This window comes from Candidatus Methylomirabilota bacterium (genome assembly GCA_036005065.1).
Classification (GTDB): domain Bacteria; phylum Methylomirabilota; class Methylomirabilia; order Rokubacteriales; family DASRDR01; genus DASYQW01.
On record DASYQW010000172.1, the window covers coordinates 1 to 23586 of the forward strand.

The 23586-nt window shown below is 70.7% G+C and carries 23 protein-coding genes and 1 pseudogene; 8 read left to right on the plus strand and 16 right to left on the minus strand.

Annotation, left to right across the window (positions count from 1 at the left end):
- From VGW35_12475 to VGW35_12485, 3 genes are all read right to left on the minus strand, one after another.
- Positions 1–755, minus strand: a 755-nt coding sequence (locus tag VGW35_12475; GenBank protein ID HEV8308470.1) for a phytanoyl-CoA dioxygenase family protein, incomplete at its 3' end; no start/stop codon positions are given.
- A gap of 27 nt (positions 756–782) precedes the next feature.
- Positions 783–1757 (minus strand): NADPH:quinone oxidoreductase family protein, encoded by a 975-nt coding sequence (locus tag VGW35_12480; GenBank protein ID HEV8308471.1) that lies wholly within the window; start codon positions 1755–1757, stop codon positions 783–785.
- 57 nt (positions 1758–1814) lie between these two features.
- Positions 1815–2810: a zinc-binding dehydrogenase gene (locus VGW35_12485; protein ID HEV8308472.1), complete on the minus strand. Its 996-nt coding sequence runs from the start codon at positions 2808–2810 to the stop codon at positions 1815–1817.
- 100 nt (positions 2811–2910) lie between these two features.
- On the opposite strand from VGW35_12485, the gene VGW35_12490 reads away from it, so the two are divergent.
- The gene (locus tag VGW35_12490) at positions 2911–3978 is read left to right on the plus strand and encodes an SIS domain-containing protein (GenBank protein HEV8308473.1); all 1068 of its coding nucleotides are present in this window, start codon (positions 2911–2913) and stop codon (positions 3976–3978) included.
- A 212-nt stretch (positions 3979–4190) separates the two neighbouring features.
- Here the strand turns inward: VGW35_12490 and VGW35_12495 are convergent, their stop codons facing one another.
- The 6 genes from VGW35_12495 to VGW35_12520 form a co-directional block, all read right to left on the minus strand.
- A complete protein-coding gene (locus VGW35_12495; protein ID HEV8308474.1) occupies positions 4191–5492 on the minus strand; it encodes a TRAP transporter large permease in 1302 nt (433 codons plus the stop codon).
- Positions 5479–6039 carry a TRAP transporter small permease gene (locus tag VGW35_12500; GenBank protein ID HEV8308475.1) on the minus strand — a complete coding sequence of 187 codons (561 nt, stop codon included), beginning with the start codon at positions 6037–6039 and terminating at the stop codon, positions 5479–5481. The genes VGW35_12495 and VGW35_12500 overlap by 14 nt, the downstream gene beginning before the upstream one ends.
- Positions 6040–6055: 16 nt before the next feature.
- A complete protein-coding gene (locus tag VGW35_12505) occupies positions 6056–7057 on the minus strand; it encodes a TRAP transporter substrate-binding protein (GenBank protein ID HEV8308476.1) in 1002 nt (333 codons plus the stop codon).
- 146 nt (positions 7058–7203) lie between these two features.
- Positions 7204–8271, minus strand: a complete 1068-nt coding sequence (locus VGW35_12510; protein ID HEV8308477.1) for an Ldh family oxidoreductase — start codon at positions 8269–8271, stop codon at positions 7204–7206.
- Positions 8272–8404: 133 nt separating this feature from the next.
- Complete coding sequence (locus VGW35_12515) at positions 8405–8746, minus strand: nitroreductase/quinone reductase family protein (protein ID HEV8308478.1); 342 nt, start codon at positions 8744–8746, stop codon at positions 8405–8407.
- A 48-nt stretch (positions 8747–8794) separates the two neighbouring features.
- On the minus strand, positions 8795–9736 hold the full coding sequence (locus VGW35_12520) for an endonuclease/exonuclease/phosphatase family protein (protein HEV8308479.1): 942 nt from the start codon (positions 9734–9736) through the stop codon (positions 8795–8797).
- Positions 9737–9838: 102 nt separating this feature from the next.
- On the opposite strand from VGW35_12520, the gene moaA reads away from it, so the two are divergent.
- From moaA to VGW35_12540, 4 genes and pseudogenes are all read left to right on the plus strand, one after another.
- Positions 9839–10891, plus strand: coding sequence for a GTP 3',8-cyclase MoaA (moaA, locus tag VGW35_12525; protein ID HEV8308480.1), 1053 nt, complete (start codon positions 9839–9841; stop codon positions 10889–10891).
- Positions 10888–11688, plus strand: coding sequence for an aldo/keto reductase (locus VGW35_12530; GenBank protein HEV8308481.1), 801 nt, complete (start codon positions 10888–10890; stop codon positions 11686–11688). The genes moaA and VGW35_12530 overlap by 4 nt, the downstream gene beginning before the upstream one ends.
- Positions 11689–11726: 38 nt before the next feature.
- A pseudogene (locus tag VGW35_12535) lies at positions 11727–12080 on the plus strand (FKBP-type peptidyl-prolyl cis-trans isomerase).
- Between the two features lie 151 nt (positions 12081–12231).
- Positions 12232–13065 carry an SDR family NAD(P)-dependent oxidoreductase gene (locus VGW35_12540; GenBank protein HEV8308482.1) on the plus strand — a complete coding sequence of 278 codons (834 nt, stop codon included), beginning with the start codon at positions 12232–12234 and terminating at the stop codon, positions 13063–13065.
- A gap of 22 nt (positions 13066–13087) precedes the next feature.
- Here the strand turns inward: VGW35_12540 and VGW35_12545 are convergent, their stop codons facing one another.
- From VGW35_12545 to VGW35_12565, 5 genes are all read right to left on the minus strand, one after another.
- Positions 13088–13948, minus strand: a complete 861-nt coding sequence (locus VGW35_12545) for an ABC transporter permease (GenBank protein HEV8308483.1) — start codon at positions 13946–13948, stop codon at positions 13088–13090.
- 28 nt (positions 13949–13976) lie between these two features.
- Positions 13977–14921 carry an ABC transporter permease gene (locus tag VGW35_12550; GenBank protein HEV8308484.1) on the minus strand — a complete coding sequence of 315 codons (945 nt, stop codon included), beginning with the start codon at positions 14919–14921 and terminating at the stop codon, positions 13977–13979.
- Between the two features lie 74 nt (positions 14922–14995).
- A complete protein-coding gene (locus VGW35_12555; GenBank protein HEV8308485.1) occupies positions 14996–16591 on the minus strand; it encodes an ABC transporter substrate-binding protein in 1596 nt (531 codons plus the stop codon).
- A 135-nt stretch (positions 16592–16726) separates the two neighbouring features.
- Positions 16727–17698, minus strand: a complete 972-nt coding sequence (locus VGW35_12560; protein ID HEV8308486.1) for an NAD(P)-dependent oxidoreductase — start codon at positions 17696–17698, stop codon at positions 16727–16729.
- Between the two features lie 89 nt (positions 17699–17787).
- The gene (locus tag VGW35_12565; GenBank protein ID HEV8308487.1) at positions 17788–18762 is read right to left on the minus strand and encodes a hypothetical protein; all 975 of its coding nucleotides are present in this window, start codon (positions 18760–18762) and stop codon (positions 17788–17790) included.
- 225 nt (positions 18763–18987) lie between these two features.
- Between VGW35_12565 and VGW35_12570 the strand changes: the two genes are divergently transcribed.
- Both VGW35_12570 and VGW35_12575 read left to right on the plus strand, forming a co-directional pair.
- A complete protein-coding gene (locus VGW35_12570) occupies positions 18988–19551 on the plus strand; it encodes an NUDIX hydrolase (GenBank protein HEV8308488.1) in 564 nt (187 codons plus the stop codon).
- A gap of 10 nt (positions 19552–19561) precedes the next feature.
- Positions 19562–20404 (plus strand): amidohydrolase family protein, encoded by an 843-nt coding sequence (locus tag VGW35_12575; protein ID HEV8308489.1) that lies wholly within the window; start codon positions 19562–19564, stop codon positions 20402–20404.
- A gap of 105 nt (positions 20405–20509) precedes the next feature.
- Here VGW35_12575 and VGW35_12580 read toward each other — a convergent pair whose 3' ends face one another.
- Together VGW35_12580 and VGW35_12585 are read right to left on the minus strand one after the other, a co-directional pair.
- Positions 20510–21898 (minus strand): CUAEP/CCAEP-tail radical SAM protein, encoded by a 1389-nt coding sequence (locus VGW35_12580; GenBank protein HEV8308490.1) that lies wholly within the window; start codon positions 21896–21898, stop codon positions 20510–20512.
- Between the two features lie 151 nt (positions 21899–22049).
- Positions 22050–22865 (minus strand): RluA family pseudouridine synthase, encoded by an 816-nt coding sequence (locus VGW35_12585; protein HEV8308491.1) that lies wholly within the window; start codon positions 22863–22865, stop codon positions 22050–22052.
- Between the two features lie 111 nt (positions 22866–22976).
- Here VGW35_12585 and VGW35_12590 point away from each other — a divergent pair, with 111 nt between their 5' ends.
- Positions 22977–23471, plus strand: coding sequence for a DinB family protein (locus tag VGW35_12590; protein HEV8308492.1), 495 nt, complete (start codon positions 22977–22979; stop codon positions 23469–23471).
- The last annotated feature ends 115 nt before the right edge of the window (positions 23472–23586 follow it).

A 23586-nucleotide genomic window follows, 5' to 3' on the forward strand; every position in this document is an offset into this window, starting at 1 on the left:
CGGTAGACGTACTCCTTGCCGGGCTCCCGCTCGCAGTCGGGGGGGAAGCTCTTCCGCTTGTCGGCGTAGTACCGCACCCGGTGGTCGCCTTCCGACCGGCGGTTGTACGTGACGTAGAGGACCCGCCGCGGCTCGGGGGTCGGGTTGGGCCCGGAGCGGTGCGGCACGAAGGAGTCGAAGAAGACGACGTCGCCGGGCGCGGTCGGACAGGGGACGAAGGACACGTCCGGCAGGTCGTCCTCGGTGAGCGGGGCCCACTCGCGACCGATGAGGCCGCGGCGGTGGTGGCCGGCAGCCAGCTCCAGGCAGCCGTTCTCGGCCGTGGCGGCGTCGATGGCGACCAGCGCCGTGACGAACAGGCGGGCGTACGTGCCCCAGCCGGCCTGCTGGTCCTGGTGCGGCTTGAAGCCGTCCCCGCCCGGGAGCTTGAAGTTGATCTTGTCCTTGAACAGGACGGCCGCCTCGCCGAGCAGCTCGCTCACGCCTCCCCGGAGCTTCGGGCCGTCGAAGAGCGCGCGGAAGCCGGCGTGATAGGGGTAGAAGTTCTCGATCCGGTTGATGAGCCGCCGCCCCGGCTCGATGAGGCTCGGCTCGCCGTAGACCATGTAGGTGCCGGGGACCTCGGGGTAGGCGTGGACCTCGTCGGTCCACGTCCGGATCGCGGCCACCTCGGCCGGGTCGAACAAACCGCGGGCGACCAGGAAGCCGTCGCCCGCGTAGGCGGCCAGCTCGGGCGGAGAGAAGGGCGTCGGCATCGGATCGATGCTCCTTCGGACCCGGGGCTACGGGATCAGCACGACCTTGCCGTAGCTCTCGCGGGCGGCCAGCGCCGCGAGCGCCTTGGCGGCCTCGGGGAGGCGATAGGTCCGGTAGATCACGGGGCGGATGGCCCCCTTGGCGTACAGGGCGAACAGGGCGTCCATCCAGCGGTCCACGAGCGGGGAGCCGCGGCGCTGGTAGAGCCCCCAGTGGACGCCGACCACGCTGATGTTCTTGAGCAGGATGCGGTTGGCGGCGATCGAGGGGATGCGGCCTCCGGCGAACCCGATCACCAGCAGCCGGCCTTCGAGGGCGAGGCACCGGGTCGAGCCGTCGAAGACATCGCCGCCCACCGGGTCGTAGATCACGTCGGCGCCCTCGCCGTCCGTGGTGACCTTGACGCGCTCGACCCAATCCTCGCTCCGATAGTTGATCAGCACGTCGGCGCCGGACTGTCGGGCGATCTCGAGCTTGGCCTCGGTGCCGGCGGTGGCGATGACGCGGGCCCCCATGGCCTTGCCGAGCTGGACGGCCGCGAGCCCGACCCCCCCGGCCGCCCCGTGGACCAGGAGCCACTCGTCGGGACGGAGGGCCGCCCGGTGCTCGAGCGCACAGTAGGAGGTCTGGTAGACGAGACCGAAGGCCGCCGCCTCCTCGAAGCTCATCGCGTCGGGGATCGGGAACACGCCGGCCGCCGGCGCCAGCGCCAGCTCGGCGAACCCGCCCCAGCCGAGCATCGCGATCACGCGCTGGCCGGGCCGGGCCCGGGTGACGCCGGGTCCCACCTGCCGGACGACGCCCCCCACCTCGTGGCCGGGGCTGAAGGGGAGCGGAGGCTTGACCTGGTACTTCCCCTGGACGATGAGAATGTCCGGGAAGTTGCACCCGATCGCGCGCGTCTCGACCAGGACTTCGCCCGGCCCCGGCTGCGGGTCGGGGACCTCCAGATACTTCATGTCGGAGGGCTCACACCATTCGGTCGCGACCATTGCCTTCATGCGTCCGATCCTACTACACGCCGCCGGCCGGCGAGCGCTCAGAATGTCGGTTCGTCTTCATGCCGCGCCCGGCGTGATCACGGTCTTGATCCCATGGCCGGCCGCGGCGTGGGCGAAGCCGTCAGCGATCCGCGCCAGGGGAAAGCGGGCCGTGACCAGCTCGGTGACCGCGAGCTTCGGGAGCAGGGCCAGCGCGCGCGGGAAGGCGGTGCCGCGGCCGTAGGCGCCCTGGAGCCGGAGCTCGCGGAAGTGGAGGTCGTAGAGGTCCGCCGGAATCCGGCTGCCGGCGGGGCTCACGCCGACCAGCTGGACGATACCGCGTGGGCGAGTCGTCGCGATGGCCTGGGCGACTAGCTCCGGCTTGCCGACGGCCTCGCAGGCCACGTCCACGCCACGCTCGCCGGTCAACCGCGCCACCACGTCCGCGAGGCTCTCCTGCACGGGGTCGACCACGACGTCGGCGCCGAGCCGTCGCGCCGCGTCCCGGCGGCGCGCCACGGGGTCCGACAGGATCGTCCGGCCGGCGCCCCGCACCCGCGCGAAGGCGAGGGTGAAGAGTCCCATGACGCCGCCCCCGATCACGAGGACGGTCGCGCCCGGCGGCATGAGGAACATCTCGAGCCCGGCCAGCGCGCAGGCCGCCGGCTCCGTCAGGGACGCCGTGGCGGGATCGAGGCCGTCGGGCAGGAGGTGGACGTTCCGGGCCGGAAGCACGACCCGCTCGGCGAAGCCTCCCACCCGGACGCAGCGGGTGCACTGGCTGTCCCGACCCGCCTGGCATTCGGCGCAGGTCCCGCAGCCGTAGTTGGGCTCGCACGCCACGGCACGCGCGAAGAGGGACTCTCCGACGTCCGGGCCGAGCCCCACCACGACGCCGCTGTACTCGTGCCCGAGGACCTTGGGCGGCGTCGCCGGGAACAGCCCCTGGGTCGCGTGCAGGTCGGAGCCGCAGATGCCGGCGGTGTGGACCTCGACCAGGACCTCGCCCGGGCCCGGCACCGGCTCGGGCACCTCGTCGAGCGTGAAGCGCGTCTCACCCCGCCAGGTCGCCACTCGCATCGCGTGAGCTATGATACCCGAGGACGGGCCCGGTCTTGCCGCCGGGATCCCCGAGGGCTCTCACCATCTCCCCGACACAAAAGGAGCCACCCCCGTGACCGTCCCGACGACCGAGTCCGCGATGTACCAGACGATGCACCGCCAGTCCGACGACCTGCGCCGCCTGCTCGCGACGGGATGGGCGCCCGCCGAGGACGCGGCCGCACGGCTGGCCGGCGCCGAGCGCGTCTTCGTCGTCGGCATCGGCACCAGCTACCACGCGGCCCTGGTCGGCGCCTGGCTCTTCCGGGCCGCCGGCTGCGACGCGCGGGCCGTCCTGTCGTTCGACTTCGCCCTCTACCCCGAGGCCGTCCCGCTGCGCCGGACCGATGCCGTCGTGGTCATGGCCCACACCGGGGTGAAGCGCTTCTCGGCCGAGGCCATGCAGAAGGCCAGCGCCGCCGGCGCGACCGTGCTCTCGATCGGCAGCCTCACCGCCGAGCACCCGGGCTCGCAGCTCGTCCTGCGGACCGTCGAGCGAGAGAAGTCGGCAGCCTTCACCGCCTCGCACCTGGCGGCGATGACGGTGCTGGCGCAGGTGGCGACCACGCTCGGCGAGCGCCGTGGGGTACCCGGAGTGGCCGGCTTCCGGGACGCCCTCGGCCGGCTGCCGGACCAGGTCGCCGAGGTGTTGGCCCGGGAGGCCGAGGTGCTGCCCGTGGCCCGCGAGGCGGTCCACCGGCGGGTCTACGCGGCCGGGGGCGGTCCCAACGAGGCGACCGCGACCGAGGCCGTCATCAAGGTGCGCGAGGCGGCCCAGGGTCAGATCGACGCGCTCGCCCTCGAGCAGTTCCTCCACGGGCCGATCGTGTCGGTCAACGCGGGGGACCTCGCGATCCTCGTCAGCGTGCCGGGGCGGGCCGCGGAGCGAGTGGCCCAGATCGCCGCCACGCTCGACGCCATCGGCGCCCGGCTGTGGCTGGTGGGGCAGGGCTTCGAGCAGGTGCCGGATGCGATGGTCTTTTCACTTCCGGAGGTGCCGGAGCTGCTCTCACCCCTCCTGGCGGTCGTCCCGGTGCAGATCCTCGCCTACCACATGGCGGTGCTCAAGCGGATCGACCCGGACCGCTTCCGCCGCGACGACCCGCGGTACGCGGTCGCCTTCGCTCTGCTGAAGCTCTGACCAAGGTCCGGCGGACAGGAACTGCCGCCGATCGGCCTTCTCCGGCATGCGGTCCTCTCGCGGTGAGCGGAGCTCAGAGCGTGTCGGAGTAATCGGCCGCTGCTGACCCCAATCACGGAATGCGTCGATCAGCCCTCCGAGCGGCGGCTGTGCCGCCGCAAACCCTCCTGGGGGAGGTCTCGGAGGGGGCCGTGGAGGCCCCCTCCGACTCCCTAGACGAACTTGGGCATGAGCCACCGGGGCAGGGCCAGGATCATGCCCGGGAACATGATGATGAGCACCAGCACGACCAGCATCGGCAGCAGGATGATCAGGACGTCCCTGATGGCGTCGCGCACCCGGATGCGGGCGATCGCGCAGTCGATGAGGAGGCAGAGGCCGTAGGGCGGGGTCACGAGCCCGAACGCCATCGAGACGACCCCGATGATCGCGAAATGGATGGGGTGCATGCTGGCCGACTGGGCCAGCGGCTGGAGCAAGGGACCCAGGATGATGATGGCCGGCACGGCGTCGATGAAGCAGCCGATGATCAGAAAGATCCCGGCCATGATGAAGCCGGTGCTGGCCACGCCGACCGCCCAGGGGGCGAGCGCCTGCACCACCGCCTTCGGGATCTGGTAGTAGGCCAGCAGCCACGCGAAGGCCGAGGCGGTGCCGATGCAGAAGAGCGAGGTCGAGGCCAGGCGGGCCGTCTCGTAGAGCACCGCCGGCACCTGGCGGAAGCTCAGCGACCGGTACAGGAACAGGCCCACGAAGAGGGAGTAGAGGACGGCCAGGACCGACGCCTCGGTCGGGGTGACGAAGCCGCCCACCACACCGCCCACCACGATGATCGGCGACATCAAGGCCAGGCTGGCCTGGCCCAGGGATGAGAAGAACTCCCCGATCGTGGCGCGCGTGTACACGGGATAACCGCGCACCCGGGCGTAGACGTACACGGCGACCATCTGGGACAGCCCGACCAGGATCCCCGGGACGAACCCGGCCAGGAAGAGCCCACCGATCGAGACCGACATGACCCCGCCCCACACCACCATCAGGATGCTCGGGGGGATGATGACGCCCATGACCGACGAGCAGGCGGTGATGGCGACGGTGAAGCTCGCGTCGTAGCCCTGGCGCCGCATGGCCGGGATGATGATCGATCCCTCGCCGGCGGCGTCGGCGGTGGAGGAGCCGGAGATGCCGGCGAACAGCATGCTGACCACGACGTTGACCTGGGCGAGCCCGCCGCGGAAGTGGCCCACCAGGGTCCGGGTGAAGGCCATCAGGCGCTCGGTGATGCCGGCCGAGTTCATGATATTCGCGGCCAGCAGGAAGAACGGGACGGCCAGCAGGATGAAGGCGTTGTAGGACTTGGCCATCTCGCTGATGAGGAGGACCGGCGTCAGCCGGTCGTCGAGGATGAAGATCGGGATGCAGGCCAGGCCCAGCGCGAAGGCGACCGGGATCCGCAGCACGATCAGCGCCGCGAACGTCCCGAACATGAGGGCGAAGACCTCACCGGGGGTCACGGCGGCCCGTCCGCAGCTGCCCGAGGGCGGCGGCGACCTTCTCGCCCAGAAAGGCGATCCAGGTCACGCCGGCCAGCGGGTAGGCGACGTGGATCGCGAGCATGTTGAGGCCCGTCAGCTCCGACTCCTGCTGCCAGCCGAAGGCGGCCCAGTCGTAGCCGTAGCGGACGAAGATCAGGGCCATCACGAGCATGAAGGCGTAGACCGTCAGCCTGGCCAGGGCTTCGCCGCGGGCGGTCTTGGGATGCGGCAGCACGTCGACGTCGAAGTGGGTGCCGTCGCGCACGGCGACCATGGCGCCGATCATGATGACCCACATGAAGCAGAAGCGCGCCACCTCCTCGGTCCAGATGTACCGCGGGATCAGCCCGGTGTAGCGGGAGACGATCTGCAGGGTCACCGGAACGATCAGGAGGCCCATGAGGACCGTGAGGAGGGTCTGGAGGACGCGGTAGTAGGCGGCGAGCAGGCGGTGCACGGCACCGGCCTGGCCGGGCGGCGGCAAGGGGTCGCCGGGGGTGAGCCCGGCGACCCCGGGATCTGGCATGAAGAGGCGGGGTCCGCTACTTGACGGCGTTGATGCGGGCCAGGACGGCCTCGGCCCCGATCTCCTTGGCGTAAGCCTGCTTCACCGGCTCGGCCAGCTCCAGGAGCTTGGCCCGTTCCGTGAACGGGTGGGTGCGCAGCTTGCCTTCCTTCTGGAGCCGGTCCAGGCGCTGCTGGTCCTCGGTCGACTCGACCTGGCGGCCGTAGGCTCCCGCCTCCTTCCCGGCCTTCAGGACGGCGGCCTGGAGCTCGGTCGGCAGCTTGCGGAACGTCTTGCCGCTGATGCAGATGGGCCGGATCGTGATGGCGTGCTGGGTCAGCGAGATCTCGGGACCCACCTCGTAGAACTTCATCTGCTCCATCCCGGCGCTCTCGTTCTCGGCGCCCTGGATCACGCCGGTCTGGATGGCGTTGTAGACCTCGTTGTAGGCGATGACGGTGGGCGCCGCGGTGATCGCCTGGAACATGCGGGTCTGGATCGGCGCCCCCATCACCCGGATGCTCAACCCGCGGAGCTCCTCCATGTTGCGGACCGGCTTCTTGGCGATGATGTTACGCACGCCGCCGCCGGCGTACCCGATCAGCATGACGTCGGCTTTCTTGGCCACCTCGTCGGCGATGGGCTGAAGGGCATCGCTGTCCAGCACCTTGTTCCAGTGGGCGAGGTCGCGGAAGAGGAACGGCATGTCCATGAGCGGCGCGCCCTTGGAGAAGGTCGACATGTGCGACGGCGCCACGATCGCGTAATCGACCGAGATGCCCTGGCTCATGTAGGCGAAGTAGTCCTTCTCGAGTCCCAGCTCGCCGTTCCGGTGCAGCACGAAGTTGACCGGCCGGCCGTAGTACTTCTTGACCAGCTCCTCGAACTTGAGAAGGGCCCGGTTGAAGGCGTGGTCGTCGTTGAACTGCACCGCCCCCTTGAGGGCGATCGTCTGGGCGGCGGCTGGCCACGGGGCGGTGGCCACCAGCAGGGTGGTGAGAGCGAGCACGAGGATGACTCGTCCCTGGCGAAGGCTCATGGGTACCCTCCCTCCGGCTCGGGTTGCGTTGGAGGAGCGATGTCGCGTGTCGGACCGTCCCGGGGTGCCGAAAATCTATGCGCAGAGGGCGCGCAAGTCAAGGGGCCCGGCGGCGGGAATCGCGCCTTCCGCCCGCCAGGCGGCGGCTACAGGCCGGGGACCGGCGGGAGGTCCAGCTCTCGCGCGATCGCCCGCAGCGCGTCCGCCGTGGGCCCGTCCAGCGGCATCCCGGCCTGACGCCGCGCGCGTTCTCGCTGGAAGCCCCGCTCGCCCGGCAGGTAGATCTGCTGGACGCCGGGGGCGAGAGTGCAATCCTTGGTCGCCCGGATGAGATCGTCCATCCGCTCGACGAACTCCTCGTAGGGGATGAAGTGGTCGATGTTGATGGCGCCGAGCGCGAAGCTGTCCCGTTCCGGCGTGTCGTGGGGAGCGAACTCGCTGAGCCCTGCCATGTAGGCGCCGCCCATCAGGACCCCGGTGAGGACGTTCACCATGACCGACAACCCGAACCCCTTGTAGCCGCCCAGGGGCAGGAGCGCGCCTCCCTTGAGAAAGCCCCCCTCGTTCACCCGGCTAGGATCCTCGACGGGATTCCCTTCCCGGTCGATGGCCCAGCCGACCGGGATCTTCTCGCCACGGCTGGCGTAGACGCGAAGCCGCTCGAAGGCGATGGCGGCGGTGGCCATGTCCAGCACCACCGGGTGCTCGCTCTTGGCCGGCGCCGCGATGGCGATCGGATTGGTGCCGGTCCTGGCGTCCAGGCCGCCCGGCGGCACCACGAGCGGCACGCCGTTGGTCAGGGCGATGCCGATCATCCGGTGGGGCAGGGCCTTCATCGCGTAGAACTTCGCGCTGCCGCAGCTGTTCGAGTTGCGAACCCCGACCCAGCCGATGCCGATCTCGCGCGCCTTGCCGATGGCCATGTCCATCGCGCGGGTGGCCGCCACGGCGCCGATGCCGTCGTGGGCGTCCAGCAGCGCGGTCGCCGGCGCCTCGCGGACGACCTCGAGCGGCGTGAGGGGATTGGTTCCCCCGTCGCGGATCTTGTGCACCCAGATGGCGCAGAGCCGCATGCCGTGGTCGCCTTCGCCGCGAAGGCTCGCCTGAATCATCGAGTCCGCGGTCACTTCAGCATCGGGACGCGGCACGCCCACGGCCTCGAAGGCCCGGACGGAAAACTCTCGGAGCGCCTCCACGGGGACTCTCACCGCCATCGCGCGCGTGTCCGTCACAGGCCATTCCTTTCGCGATCGCGAGGGTTATCGACAGCGGCCGGCACCGCGCCGCGTGACCGCTCCCACCCTACCTGAAGGCCGTTCCGGCGTGCAAGCGACGGTCGCGCGGGAGCTACGCCGCCGGTGGATCGGGCGTCAGCTCGACGACGAGACCGTTCCCCCAGCCGTATTTCGCCACCGACCGGGCCTGAACCGCCGCGCTCAGCTCGGGCTCCGGCCTGGCCTCGATGATTCGGGCGCGGCCTGTGAACGTGGCGTCCCCGACCCGCCAGCGGACCCGCGGGTCGGCCCTGGCGTTGCGGACCCACTGCGCGCGCTCGCGGTGCTCGGCGATGACGTAGTGGTGCCCGTCGTGCTCGGTGAACCAGATCTCGATCTCGCGCGGCTGGCCGGTGCGGCGTCCGGTCGTCGTGAGGTAGAGGTACAGCGGGTCGGTCTCGGCGTCGCCCGTCACGGATGCGATGACATCCCGGGTTTTCCCTTCCGGCGCGGTGCGCGACGCTCAACCGGGGCGGGAGTAGGAGCCGTCCCGGCCGGCTGATCCCGGGAACACCTCCAGCTCCGTGAACACCCCGTAGTGGTCCGACGGCCACAGCACCCGACCGTCGTCGAGTCGGCCGGGAGAGTTCAGCACCACGCGGCTGGCGAGGACCCGGCCCGGGACCTCCGACCCCGGCATCATGAACACGAAATCCACCCGGCGCGACACCGTCGGGGTCGAGGCATAGACGCGCTGCCACACGGTGGGTCCGGGGTCTCCGGGGTTCGCGGCGCGGAAGGTGTCCACGAACCCGGCGCGCTCGATGAGGGCGCTGATGGCCGTCGAGCCCTCCGTGGCATTGAAGTCGCCCATGAGGACAGTGGGCAGAAGCCCCCGCCGGGCCTGCAGGATGTCGATGACGCGCGGCGCCTCGCAGAAGCCGCGGGTGGTGTGGGTGGAGGCGACCGTCACCCGCCCCCACGGCGTCTCGAGGGTGGCGTAGAGCAGCACCCGGGGGTCGTACCAGCCGTTGCAGCGGGGCAGGTCATATTGTTCCCAGTCGATGATGGGAAACCGGCTGACGATGGCCGGGCCCTCGCTGAGGTTCATGAGCCAGGCCACGAAGCCGTTGAACCACTCGAAGGGAAAGAGGCGGAAGAGAGCGGTTCCGCGCACGTAGTGAAACCCGAGAGCGTCGGCCAGACGGGCGGCCACGTTGCCCCGCCACCGGTTCACCGAGGCTTCCTGCAGCCCGATGATGTCGGGGTCCAGCAGGCGCAGCTCCTGGACGGCCAGCTCCAGGCGGCGGTCCAGGTCCTGCGCGTCGCCGGAAAGTCCGGAGAGGGCGCCGCCGTGGAGGATGTTGTAGCTCACGTACTTGAGGGGAGGCTGGGCCATCGCCGGGGTGCTCCCCGCCAGCGGCAGCAGGGCGAGCAGGAGCAGCCGGATTCCGACTCTCATCATGCCCTGGATAGCCGAGATCGTGCGCGCTTGCAAGAGGGGTCTGATCTCCCGTCAAACGGCCGCCGGCTGAGGCATAATGAGGGGGTGCCGGGAGACCCGATCATGCCATACCTCGACGCCCCGCGGCCCACCATGGATACCCTGGGCCGGCCGCTGCGCAACCTGCGCGTGTCGGTGACGGACCGCTGCAACTTGCGCTGCCAGTACTGCATGCCCGAGGAGGAGTACGCCTGGCTGCCCCGCAAGGACCTCCTCACCTTCGAGGAGATCCGGGAGCTGGTCGGCATCTTCACCGAGCTCGGGGTCGACAAGGTGCGTCTCACGGGAGGAGAGCCGCTGCTGCGCCGGGACCTGCCGACCCTGGTGCGGATGCTCGCCGACACGCCCCGAATCCGCGACCTGGCGATCACCACCAACGGCGTCCTGCTGGCCGATCAGGCCGGAGCGCTCTGCGACGCGGGCCTGCACCGCGTGACCGTCAGCCTCGACTCGCTCCGGCCGGAGCGCTTCAAGGCGCTGACGCGGCGGGACACGCACGACCGGGTGCTCGGGGGCATCGAGGCTGTCCGGAGAGTCGGCTTCCGGGGCACCAAGCTCGACAGCGTGATCATCCGAGGGGTCAACGAGGACGAGCTGGTCGACCTGGTCGAGTACGCCAAGCGGGTGGGCGCCGAAGTCCGCTTCATCGAGTACATGGACGTGGGGGGCGCGACTGACTGGTCGATGGACCGCGTCGTCTCCCGGGCGACCATGCTCGAGACCCTGACCCGCCATTACGGCCCCATCGAGCCGGTCATCGAAGCGAGCTCGGCACCGGCGGACCGCTTCCGTCTGCCCGACGGGACGATCTTCGGGATCATCGCCTCCACCACGACCCCGTTCTGTCGAAGCTGCGACCGGAGCCGGCTCACGGCGGACGGCACCTGGTACCTCTGCCTCTACGCCCAGAAGGGCGTCGACCTCCGGACGCCGCTCCGGGCCGGCGCCCCGCGCGCCGACATCAAGGCCCTCATCGCCTCGACGTGGATCGACCGGCGGGACCGCGGGGCGGAGGAGCGCAAGGCCCTCGAGGCGGGGGGTGTGCGGGGCGTGCTGATCCAGATCGAGGGGCTCCGGCAGGATCCCCGGCTGGAGATGCACACGAGGGGAGGTTGATCAGCCGGCCCTTCGGCCCCACCGGGAAGCCAGTGGCCGTCATCGGTCAGGGAACCTGGCACATGGGTGAGGCCCGCGGCTCGCGGAAGGACGAGGTCGCGGCCCTGCGGCTCGGAATCGAGCTCGGCCTCACCCACATCGACACCGCCGAGATGTACGGCGACGGCGGCGCCGAGCGGGTCGTCGCCGAGGCCGTCGCGGGCCGGCGGGGCGACGTCTTCATCGCGACCAAGGTGCTTCCGTCCAATGCCTCCCACGCCGGCACGCTGCGGGCCTGCGAGCACTCCCTCAAACGTCTCCGCATCGACTACGTCGACCTCTACCTCCTCCACTGGTGGAGCGGCGAGCACCCGGTCGCCGAGACGATGCGCGCGATGGAGGAGCTGGTCGCCCGGGGTCTCGTGCGCTTCATCGGGGTGAGCAACTTCGACGTCGGGCAGATCAAGGCCGCCCAGGCCGCGCTCCGGCGCGAGCGGCTGGCTTGCAATCAGGTCCTCTATCACCTTCGCGACCGCGAGATCGAGAAGGCCGTCCTACCGTACTGCGAGGCGCAGGAGATCGCGGTGGTGGGGTACACGCCGCTGGCCCGGGGCGGCTACATGAGCGGGGCGGCCGCCGAGGTCGCCAGGCGCCACGGCCGGACGCCGCGTCAGGTCGCCCTCAACTTCCTGACCCGGCGCCCGGCCCTCTTCACGATCCCGAAGGCGAGCCGCCCGGACCACGTCCGGGAGAACGCGGCGGCGCTCGACTTCGCGCTGACGGAGGCGGACCTCCGGGCCATCGACGCCGCGTTCTGATCGGCCAGTGGCCGACGCCGAAAAGGAGCCCCGGCATGGATGAGCGCGTAACCAGCACGGCCTCGGGCCTGCGCTACGTCGACCTCGTGGAGGGCACGGGGGCCAGTCCGGCGGCCGGGGATCAGGTGGAGGTCCACTACACGGGCTGGCTCGAGGACGGCACCAAGTTCGACAGCTCGGTCGATCGCCGCCAGCCCTTCGTGTTCCCCCTGGGTCTCGGCCGCGTCATCAAGGGCTGGGACGAGGGGGTCGCGACCATGCGGACCGGCGGCCGCCGCCGGCTGATCATCCCCGCCCACCTGGGCTACGGCGACCGCGGCGCCGGCCGCGCGATCCCGCCCGGGGCGACCCTGGTCTTCGAGGTGGAGCTACTCCGGATCAGCCCCCGCTGAAGCGGCCGGGCACTCCCGGCCGGCCGCGAGGCGTCGCGCCGCTCAACCCTCCCCGAAGAGGTCGATGATCCGGAAGTGCTGGGAGCGGATCGCCGCGCGGCTCGGTCGGGACGAAGCGGAGACGTCACGGGCCGTGGTATGATCCGCGCCGATGGCCGGCAGCCGACCGCTGGAGGGGCAGGTCGCCTGGGTCACGGGATCCTCGCGCGGGCTGGGCCGGGCGATGGCCACCCATCTCGGCCGGCTCGGCGCCGCGGTGGCGGTGCACGGCACGACCCTGACCTCGGCGCGTGCCTTCGGCGAGGCGGAGTCTCTCGAGCAAGTGGCCCGTGACGTGGCGGCCGAGACGGGGAGCCGGGTCGTCGCGGTCTGGGCGGACCTCACCGATCCGACGGCGGTGAAGGCGGCGGCCGCCCAGATCCGGGCGGCGCTCGGGCCGATCGACATCCTGGTGAACAATGCCGGAGGCGACATCGGGCCGGCCGGCGCCATGGGCCCGCGAGGCGGCAAGCCCGAGCAGAACGACTGCGTGTTCATCTCCGTCGAGGACCTCCGGGCCGTTCTGGATCGCAATCTCTTGTCGTGCATCCTGGTCTGTCGCGAGGTGGTGCCCGAGATGATGGAACGGCGCGCGGGCCGCATCGTGAACATCGGCAGTGTGGCCGGGCTCTCCGGCCGGGCCCAGGGCGCGATGTACGCCACCGCCAAGGCCGCGGTGCACGAGTACACGCGGTGTCTGGCCGCGCAGCTCCGCGTCTTCGATATCCCCGTCAACTGCGTCGCCCCGGGCGGGACGCTCTCGCCGCGCTTCCTGGCCACCGGCCAGGCGGATCCCGGGGTCCTGGAGAAGGGCGACGTGCTGGAAGGGTACGGGCGAGCCGAGGACATCGCCCGAGCCGTCGAGTTCTTCGTGACTGCGGCCGGCCGTCACGTCTCGGGCCAGGTCCTCCGGGTCGACGGCGGCGAGCAGACCTGGCCGGCCTGAGGGCGACGGGACCGCCCGCGGGTCAGCTCGCGGAGCGGGGGTCGAGCGCGTCACGGACGGCGTCGCCCAGGAAGTTCAGCCCCAGCACGGTCACGAACAGCGCGGCGCCCGGCCCGAAGACGATCCAGGGGGCCTGCTGGAGGTAGCCGCGGCCGGCGTTGATCATGCTGCCCCAGGAGGCCTCCGGTGGCTGGATGCCAAGCCCCAGGAACGAGAGCGAGGCCTCGGCGAGGATGGCGAACGCCACGCTCAGCGACGCCTGGACCACGATCGGCGTGGCCGCGTTCGGCAGCACGTGGCGCCAGGCGATCCGCCAGCCGGGCGCCCCCAGTCCACGCGCGGCGTCGACGTATTCGCGGGCCTTGATGGTCAGCACCTGGCCCCGCATCAGTCGCGCGAAGGTGGGAGTGTAGACCACGCCCAGGGCGATCAGGACGCCGGTCAGGTCCGCCCCGAGCACGGCGCCGAGAGCCAGCGCCAGCACCAGCGGCGGGAAGGAGAGGACGGCGTCCATCAGCCGCATCACCAGCCCGTCGGTCCGCCCGCCCCAGTAGCCGGCCACCAGGCCCAGCAGGCTGCCGGCCACCGTCGCCATGGCCACCGAGACGAAGCCGGCGACCAGCGAGATCCGCGTGCCCCAGATCACGCGCGAGAGCACGTCGCGCCCGATGTTGTCGGTCCCCAGGAGGTGAGCCCGACCCGGCCGGGCCAGGCTGTTGCCGAGCTCCTGCTTGAGCGGGTCGTAGGGCGCCAGCAGCGGCGCCAGCACCGCCACCCCCAGCGTCACCAGCATCACCACCGCCCCGAACGGCGCCAGCCGGGCACTGGCCGCGCGGCGCAGCAGCATCCAGCGCCGCACCCGGACCGGCCGGGCGGCCGCCATCGCCGGACGCGGAACGGCCGACGCTTGCTCAGCGATATCTGATCCTCGGGTCGAGCCAGCCGTAGACCAGGTCGACCACCAGGTTCGACAGGATGAAGCCGATGGCGATCAGCAGGACCACGCCCTGGACCAGCGGGTAGTCCCGCGCGAAGACGGCATCCACGACCAGACGGCCGACCCCCGGCAGGGCGAACACGTACTCGGTGATCACGGCGCCGCCGATCAGCGTCCCGAGCTGGAGCCCGAGCAAGGTGACGACCGGGATCAAGCTGTTCTTGAGCGCGTGGCGACGGAGGACCATCCGCTCGGACAGCCCCTTGGCCCGGGCGGTGCGGACGTAGTCTTCGGCCAGCGCCTCGAGCAAGCTGGAGCGCAAGGTCCGCGTGATCACGGCGGCCAGCGCCAGGCCCAGGGTGATGGCCGGCAGCGTGAGCGAACGCAGTCCGTTCAGCGGCTCCTCGAAGGGATCGGTGTAGCCGGAGACCGGCAGCCAGCGGAGCGTCACGCCGAAGAAGAAGATCAGCAGGAGGGCAACGAGGAAATTCGGCATGCAGATCCCGAACAGCGCGAACGTGGTGCCGACGCCATCGACCGGCGTGTTGCGGCGAGCGGCCGAGACGATCCCGACGGGGAACGCCACCAGCAGCGCGATGGTCATCGCGAACACCGCGAGCTGCAGGCTGGGCCGGATGCGGCGGCCGACGTTCTCGATGACCGGCTCGCGATTGCGGATGGAGCGCCCGAGGTCGCCCTGCAGGAGCCGTCCCATCCAGGCCACGTACTGGACGGGGATCGGCTGATCCAGCCCGAGCTCCCGCCGGAGGGTCGCCTTCACCGTGGCGTCCACCGACTCCGCCATCATGGCGTCGATCGGATCCCCCGGCGTCAGGTGAATCAGCGCGAACACGCCGGCGGTGACGAGCAGCAGGACCGGGATGGTCGCGATCAGGCGGCGGAGGACGAAGCGGCCCACGATGAGGGATCGTCGGTCAGCGGTCGGCCGTCCGGGCCGGCCTCAGGGCGAAGGAATGCGATCCCGCGCCCGCCCTACTTCAGCCACACGTCCTTGAACCGCATCATCCCGTCCGGGATCGGCTCGTAGCCCTGGACCTTCGGGCTGAAGGCCTTGGGCTCGATGGGGTGGACGATGAACACCTCCGGCAGCTCCTCGTGGAGGATCCGCGTGAGCTCGCTGTAGAGCTTCTTCCGCTCGGCGCGGTCGGAGACCTCGCGGGTCTTGTCCAGGATCGCATCGATCCGCGGGTTGGAGATGCCGGACCAGTTGAGCGAAATGCCCTGGGCGGTCTTGAAGAACTGGAAGGTGTTGCCGTCGGGATCCGGCCGGCCGCTCCACTGGTAGTTGATCAGGTCGAAGTTCTTGTTGTTGCCGTCCGTGAGCAGGGCGGCCGAGTCCACCAGCTTGATCTTCATGGTGATGCCGGCCTCGGCCAGCTGGGCCTGCATCACCTCGGCCTCCTGGACGTTGATGGGAATGTTGTTGGTCGTGATGCTGAAGGTGAAGCCGCTCGGCTGGCCGCCCTCGGCCAGCTTGGCCCTGGCCCTGGCCAGGTCCCGCTTGACCGGCGGGATCGTGCTGTCGTAGGCCCAGCTGGTCGGCGGGATCGGGCCGTTGGACGGGACCCCGACGTTCAGCCAGACGCCCTTCACGATCTGCTCGATGTCCAGCGCGTAGGCGACCGCCTGGCGCAGCGCCTTGTTGTTGAACGGTGGCCTGGTGTGGTTGAGCATGTAGCCGAAGGAGGCCAGCGACGGCACGTCCACCACGACCATGCTCCGGTCCGCCTTGGCCGCCGCCACGTCGCGCGGCTGGATGTAATCGATCACGTCGATCTCGCCGGTCTGCAGGCTCTGCAGCTTGACCGTGTCGTCCGGGATCGGGCGGTAGCGGATCTGGTCGAGGTAGGGCCCGCCGTCCTTGTTCCAGTAGGCATCGTTGCGCTTGAGCAGGATGTGGTCGTCCTTCACCCACTCGATGAACTGGAACGGCCCGGTGCCGGCGCCCTTGGCGTTGCGCTCGAAGTCCGGGCCACGCTCCTGGACGACCTTGGGCGACACCATCATGCCGGCCCGATCGGTCAGCGTGGCCAGCAAGGCGGCGTCCGGTCGCCGCAGGTTGAGCTTGACGGTGTAGGCGTCGACCACGTCGACCGACTCGATGTTGGCGACCTCCCCCTTGCGGACCGACTTCGGCTCCGTCTTCATGCGGGTGAAATTGAACTTGGCGACTTCGGCGTTGAAGTCGGTGCCGTCGTGGAACTTCACCCCCCGGCGCAACTTGAAGACCAGCGTCTTCGGATCCGGCTGCTGCCAGGACTCGGCCAGGCCGGGCTTGACGCCGAGCTTGACGTCCAGGACCACCAGCGGCTCGTAGAGATTGTGGTAAACCTGGCGATCGATCTTGCTGCCCGACAGGTGGGGATCCATGGTGGCCGCCTCGATGTAGAAGCCGACCCGCAGGGTGCCGCCCTTCTTGGGGGCCGACCCCGGCTGGGCCGAGGCGGCCGGCACCCACCGGGGCCCGCCCACCAGCGGGGCCAGCCCGCCGGAGGCGACCGCGCACCACTGCAGGAAGCCGCGGCGGGAGAGGGCTCGGGGGCTCAGATCCGGTTCACTCGATGCCATCGTCGGATCTCCTTCCCTGAAGGTCCCGGGGGGCGGCGTGTTCGGCCAGCGAGCCGAGTATTGCGAGAGCGGGAGCCCCCTGTCAATGGCCCGATCGGCCGGGGCGCGGGCGGCCGGGCGAGGGGCGGCGGCTCGTCAGGTCACGACGTTCTGGGGTCGGCCCTCCAGGAAGGCGATGACGTTGTCGACGACGCCCGCGTTGAGGAGCTCCAGCCCCTCGGGCGTCTGATCGGCGTTGTGGGGCGTCAGCACGACCTGCTCGCAGCCGAGGATCGGATGGTCGGCCGGCAGCGGCTCCTGGTCGAACACGTCCAGGGCGGCGGCGCCGAGGTGCCCCGACCGGAGCGCCGCCACCAGCGCCGCCTCGTCGACGACCGCCCCCCGCGCGGTGTTCACCAGGATGGCGCCCCGCTTCATGAGGCCGAGCTCGCGAGCCCCGATGAGCCCGCGGCTCTCGGGCGTCAGCCGCACGTGGAGGCTCACGACGTCGGCCGCTCGGAGCAGCTCGTCGAGGGCCAGGAAGCGGACACCGAGCGCCGCCGCCCGCTCGGGCGTGGGCGTGAACGTCCAGGCCACGATGTCCATGCCGAGGGCCTGGCCGAGCCGCGCCATGGCCGCGCCGATGCTCCCGGCGCCGACGATCCCGAGGGTCTTCCCGCGCAGATAGACGTTGTCGATCTGCGTCTTCCAGCGGCCCGCCTTGAGCTGGGCCGTCTGGAAGTAGGCGCGCTTGGCTGCCGCCAGCATCAGGCCGAAGGCGTGCTCGGCCACGATGGGGGCCGTCCGGCCCGGAATGTTGCACACCACGATCCCGAGCTCGCGGGCGGCCCGGAGGTCGAAGGCGTCGGTCCCGATGCCGCACACCGTGGCCATGCGGAGCCGGGGCAGGGCCCGCAAGGCCTCGGCCGGCCACTTCACGGCGCCCCGGGTGTTCACGAGACAGACGGCGTCCTTGGCGCGCGCGATCTGCTCCTCGAGCGTGCGGGGCCGGTCGGTGTAGAGGGCGACGTCTCCGTAGCGCTCGAGCCGCGTGAGCTCGGCCGAGCCCTGGATCTGCGGCGGGTCGTCTCCCGGCACGACGATGGTGACTCGCTCGCCCGTGGTCATCGAGTGGCTCCCTCCGGGTCTGCGCCGGGTGGCGCGGTTGGTGCGGCTGTCAACGTAGCACGACGCGGCGGGCGGCGGAAGGACACGGCCTACAGCGCGGCGATGACCCCGCCGAAGACGATGAGCGACGAGCCGATGGTCTTGCTCGGCGTCAGGGGCTCGTGCAAGAGCAGGTAAGAGAGCGCCAGGACGACCGGCGTGGAAAAATTGTCGAGGGCCAGGAGAATGGTGGTGTCGGTCGTCATCGAGAACGCGATCAGGTAGGTGTACTGCGCGACGAAGTACACCAGCACCACCAGGGTCAGGTAGCCGGTCCGGGCGGTCAGCGACGGCACCAGCTCGGTCCGGTAGCGGCGTCGGCACAGGAGATAGACGAGGAAGAGGACGACGCTGAAGCACTGCTGGCCCAGGTTGAAGTAGAAGGCCTGGTGGAAGGCGAGCGGGCCGATGTGGAGCCGCCGCAGCCAGCGGAGGGCCGCCTGCGTCTCGGCGGTCCGCTTGGTGCCGAGGTAACCGAGCACCGAGACGACCGTGAAGAAGACCGCCTGAATCAGGACCAGGAGCCAGAGCCGATGCGGCACCCGCTGGAGTCGGGCCAGCAGGGTGTCGGAGGGCGCTCCCTCGGCGGCGGAAAGCGAGACGCAGACCGTGCCGAGGCACAGGATGAGCATGCCCACGGCCAGAGTCCACTTGAAGGGATCTCCCAGGACCAGGTAGGCGGCGCTCGACAGGAGGACCCCGAACTGGGAGATCGGCACCACCAGCGACAGATCGTAGCCGTCCAGGAGCTTCTCGGACACGATCATGGAGCCGAGAAAGCAGAGCGCGATCACCGCGTAGAGGGGCGTGTCCTGGTAGATGTAGACGTCCACCAGCTCGCGGAGCGCCCGGGCGTCGTGGCCCAAGAGGCGGGTGTGCACGAAATACACGACGAGGAATCCCAGGTAGGCCGTGACGTTCAGGAGAAAGAGCAGGACCAGCTTGTGGGGGAACTCCTTGACCAGGACGTTGTAGAGGCCCAGCGTCGCGATGGAGACGAGGATCAGACCGGTATCGAAGGTCATGGTCGCGCGGTGCGCTGCTCGGCTCGGGAAGAATCCGGCAAGTCCCGCGCCCTGTCAAGAGAATTGCGACCCGTGACACCGGCGACGGCGCGCGGATAATCGCGGCGACTTCGGGGGCCCGACTGAGATCCAGCGTGTCCTGGTCGAGAACTGGGAGCCCGCCGTCGCTCGCTGAAGGGGCTCGGAGCTTTGCGTTCGGCTGGGGGCTGAGCTAAGGTAGGCCTCGTGCCCGAGCCGCCGAAGGAGCCCGCGCCCTGGGAGGTCCTGGACAAGCGCACGATCTACGCGAGCGCCTGGATCAACCTGGCCCAGTGGTCGGTGCGCCTGCCCGACGGACGGGTGATCCACGATCACCACGTCCTCGACTATCCCAACGAGGCCGTGGCGATCATTCCGCTCGGTGACGACGGGCGCGTCCTGCTGATCGATCACTACCGGTTCATCACCGGCACGCGCGGGTGGGAGGTGCCGAGCGGGGGGATCGACGCCGGCGAGTCGGTCACCGGGGCGGCCGTCCGCGAGCTCCTGGAGGAGACGGGGTATGCGGCGGGGGCCTGGGAGGTCCTCGGCCGGTATCATCCGTCGAACGGCTCGAGCAACCAGGTCTTCCACGTCACCGTCGCGCGCCGCTTGGCCCACTGCTCCGACCCCCTCGACGTCAACGAGACACTCGGGCTCCGGTGGTTCACCCCGGCCGAGGTGCGCCGGATGATCGTGGACAACGAGATCCCCGATGGCCTCACGCTGACGGCGCTGGGGTGGGGGCTGATCGCCGGGGTCGTGGGGTGAGGGTGTCCCTGTGAGCCCGGTCGTCGACGCCCACCTTCACGTCTGGGACGCGACCGCCGCCGGAAAGGATCCGGGGCCGATGCGCGTCGGGTACAGCGCGCAGGCGACCGCCTCGGTCGAGCTGTTTCTGGACTACATGGACGAGGCGGGCGTCGAGAAGGCCGTGTTCGTCCAGCCCTGGTTCTATCACTGGGACAACTCCTACATGGTCGACAGCCTTCGGCGCTATCCGGATCGCTTCCGGGGGGTGTGCGTGATCGACCCGCGCGGGCCCGAGGCGCCGGCGGCGCTGCGAGCCTGGCGAGACCGCGGGGCGACCGGGATCCGGTTGCGCGCACTCCGCCAGGGAGAGGGCCCGACCCCGGGCCCCTGGCTCGGGACCGAAGAGACGTTACCGCTGTGGGAGGCGATCGCCGAGACCGGCACGATCGCCTGCGTGCTGGGGGCCGGGCCCGATCTCGCCAGGCTGGCCCCTCTCCTGGCGCGGTTCCCTCCGGTGCGGGTCGTGGTCGATCACCTCAACAACCCGGCGCCGGCCGAGGGCCTCGGGCAGCCGGCCTTCCAGGCCCTGCTCGCCCTGGCCGGCCTCCCGCACGTCTACGTCAAGCTGTCGGGCTTCCACCACTGGTGCCGCGAGCGCTATCCCTACCGGGAGGGGATGCCGTTCGTCGAAGCCGCCCTCCGGGCGTTCGGCGCCGACCGGTGCATGTGGGGGTCCGACTTTCCCCACGTGCTGGCCGGGTGCGGGTACGTCAGGAACCGCCACCTCCTGCCGCGCGAAGCGAGCTTCCTGTCGAAGGCCGGGATGGAAGCGGTGATGGGCGGCACGGCCAAGCGGCTCTGGTTTGACTGACCGAAGCGGATCGCGGTCCTCCTCGGGGCACCTCGCGACGCGGTCCGGGTGCGATCAGAGCCCGCTCGGCGAGGTCAGGGCCAACTGGCCCTGGGTGGGCTCTGCTCAGCAGAACCACGGCTCGGTGAGGCGGGGCGGCCGCCGCCGGCCGGAATCGGGCGGGGCTGTCGCCGGGCGCGCGGGGAGCCCGGCCGCCTCGTCGGCCAAGCGGCGGATCCGGTCGAAGGTCACCGCCGGATCTTCCCCCCGCTCGGCGGCCTCGGCGACCCGGGCCGCCACGGTGTCGTGGAGCGCCTCCATCCGGGCGTCCGGGTGCGTCCAGCGGTAGAAGAAGTCGCGCTCGACCAGCTCGCCGAGGTACGGACGCATGGCCGGGCTCTCGAGCAGGAGCGAGCCGGGCGGGACGAGCAGGCGGATGGAGTACTGGACCGGATCCACGTGGTCGATGAGCCTCTCGCGCTCGACGAAGTCGAGCATCTCCCGATAGTCGTCGAGCGTGGTCCAGGGAGTGAAGGCGACCCAGGTGGGGCGGAGCGCGATACCGGCCGCCCGCACGGCGCGAAGGGCCTCGATCACGTCAGCGCGCGTGTGCCCCTTGTCGAGGTGACCCAGCACGGCATTGCTGAGCGACTCGACGGCCGAGACGATGAAGAGGCAGCCGCGGGCGGCCAGCTCGGGAAGATGCTGCCGGCGCCGGAGGAGATGCTCGATCTTCGCGGTGAAGTCGAAGGTCAGCTGCGGGAACTCGGCATGCATGGCGTCCGTGACGGCCAGGGCATGGCCGGGCCCGTTCAAGAAATCCGGGTCGCCGAAGGTGATGTGGGTCGCCCCCGCCTCGACGAGCTGGCGGATGTCGGCGAGAACCGTCTCCCGCGGGACCGCGAAGAAGCGGCCGCCGTAGACGGGCGGGATCGGGCAGTGGCGGCAGCGATGGAGGCAGCCGCGGGTCGCCTCGACGTACCCGCTGATCTCGAGCCGCCCGTCCCGCTCGAGGCGCGCGTACTGCTTGAGCGACGGGAGGCCGGCCCGGCTCGGCACCGGGAAGGCGAGGCGCGCCAGGGTCGGTCGGGCCGGCGCCCCTGGCCGGCTCACTCCCGGAATCGGCCGCGCGTCGCCGGCCGCCAGGGCGTCACAGAGCTCCACGAGCGCCGGCTCGACCTCGCCGCCGATGACCGCGTCGGCGCCGTGGCCGAGGAGGTAATCCGCGTTGAGCGCGGCGTAGAGGCCGTAGAAGACGATGTGGCCATCCGGGTTCACGGCTCGGACCCGCCGGGCGACCGTGATGCCGAGGCGGAGAGCCGTGTGCATCGGGACCGAGATCGCCACCAGGCGGGCGCGGGCGGCCTTGTCCTCGTCGAACGGCTCCACCGCCACGTCGAGGCTGGCCGGCTTGTAGCCCGCGGCCTCCAGGAATGCGGCCGGCCACGCCACCGCCAGGGGCTGGTGCCCCAGCTCGTAGCAGGCGATCAGCAGGATCGTGCCAGGCTCGCGCATCGCGTCCTCATTCTAGATCATGGGAGGGGGCCTCGGCGGCCCCCTCCCAAACCTCCCCCAGCAAGGGTTGCGGCGGCGAAGCCGCCGCTCGGACGGCTGCTCGGGGTAAAAGGGCATACTCGGTCCCGGGGGCCAGGGGCAGGCGGCGGGGTTACGGGCGCCGGAAGGCGGGGGGCGGCGGGCTCTCGAAGACGATCCGCCGGCCGCTCGGGTGGACGAAGCCGAGCCGGATGGCGTGCAAGCAGACGCGCCGAAGAGGATCGCGCCGGCTCCCGTAGGCCCGGTCGCCGACGATCGGGTGCCCGAGCGCGGCGAGCTGGGCTCGGAGCTGACCCCGGCGTCCGGTGAGGAGCGCGAGCTCGAGCAGTGTCGCGTCTCGATAGCGCTCCAGCACACGATAGCGGGTGACCGCTTCCTTTCCGCGGCCGGCGTCGCGCCGGGAGCGGACGCGCAAGGCCCGGTCCTCGACCAGGTGCGACGTCAGCTCTCCCGCCGACTCTCGGACGACGCCCTCCACGCGGGCGAGGTAAATCCGCTCCGGCGTCCGCCGCCGGAACTGCGCTTGCAACGCCCGCTTCACGGGCAACGACTTGGCAAAGACCAGCAGTCCCGAGGTCTCGCGGTCGAGCCGATGGACGACGAAGATCCGCCGGTCTCCGCGCGTGGCCAGCCAGTCCCGGAGCAGGCGGTACACGGTCCGGCTGCGCTCGGTCTCGGTCGCGATGGTGAGGAGGCCGGCCGGCTTGTCGACGACGAGCAAGTGCTCGTCCTCGTGGACGAGCCGGAGCGGCGCCGGGCAGGGGATGTCCGGCGGTCCGAGCTCGACGCGGGCGTCCGGATCCACCGGTGCATCCCCGCGGCGGAGCACGACCCCGGCGACGCGGACGCGCCCGCGCTCGATCCACTGCTTGAGGCCTCGACCGGAGACCTCCGGGTAGAGGACGCGCAGCCGCTCCCGGAGCCTCATGGACATCCACTCCGGCCGCAGCGTATCACGGCGGTTGTCCCGCGTCCGCGAGTGCGGGACCGGCTATAATCCTCGATGAGGCATGGCAGCCGCGCGCGCGAAGGAGGCCGCATGACCGGCGAGATCCTCGGATCGCTGTACGAGTACGGCGGGTGGGCCAACGAGCGGCTGTTGACGATGGCGACGCAGCTCGCCGACGAGCAGTTCCGGCGGCGCTGGTCGCAGGGATACCAGTCGATTCACGAGACATTCGTGCATCTCCTGAGCGCCGACCTGCGCTGGTTCGCCCGCTGGAAGGAGGAAACACCGCCGGCCCCGCTGGCGCCAGCCGACGTCCCGTCCATCGAGGCGCTCCGGGCGAGGTGGGCGCCCCTGATCGCCGAGCGCCGGGATTACCTCGCCGGGCTGGGGGAGGACGACCTCCGGCACGTCATCCGAGGGAGGACGGTCGACGGCCAGGTGCTGGAGCTCGCGCGCTGGCAGGGGATCCTCCAGTGCGCGAACCACGGCACCCAGCACCGCAGCGAGATCGCCGCGATGCTCACCGAAGCCGGCCACTCGCCGGGCGACCTGGACTACTCGCTCTTCTGCCGCTCACGGCGCTAGGGAATGGGAGGGGGCCTCGACGGCCCCCTCCCAACCTCCCCCGGGAGGGTTGCGCGGGCAAGCCCGCGCTCGGAGTGGAACACCGACCCGCGGCGGCTGGGCGAAGCGTGGCGCG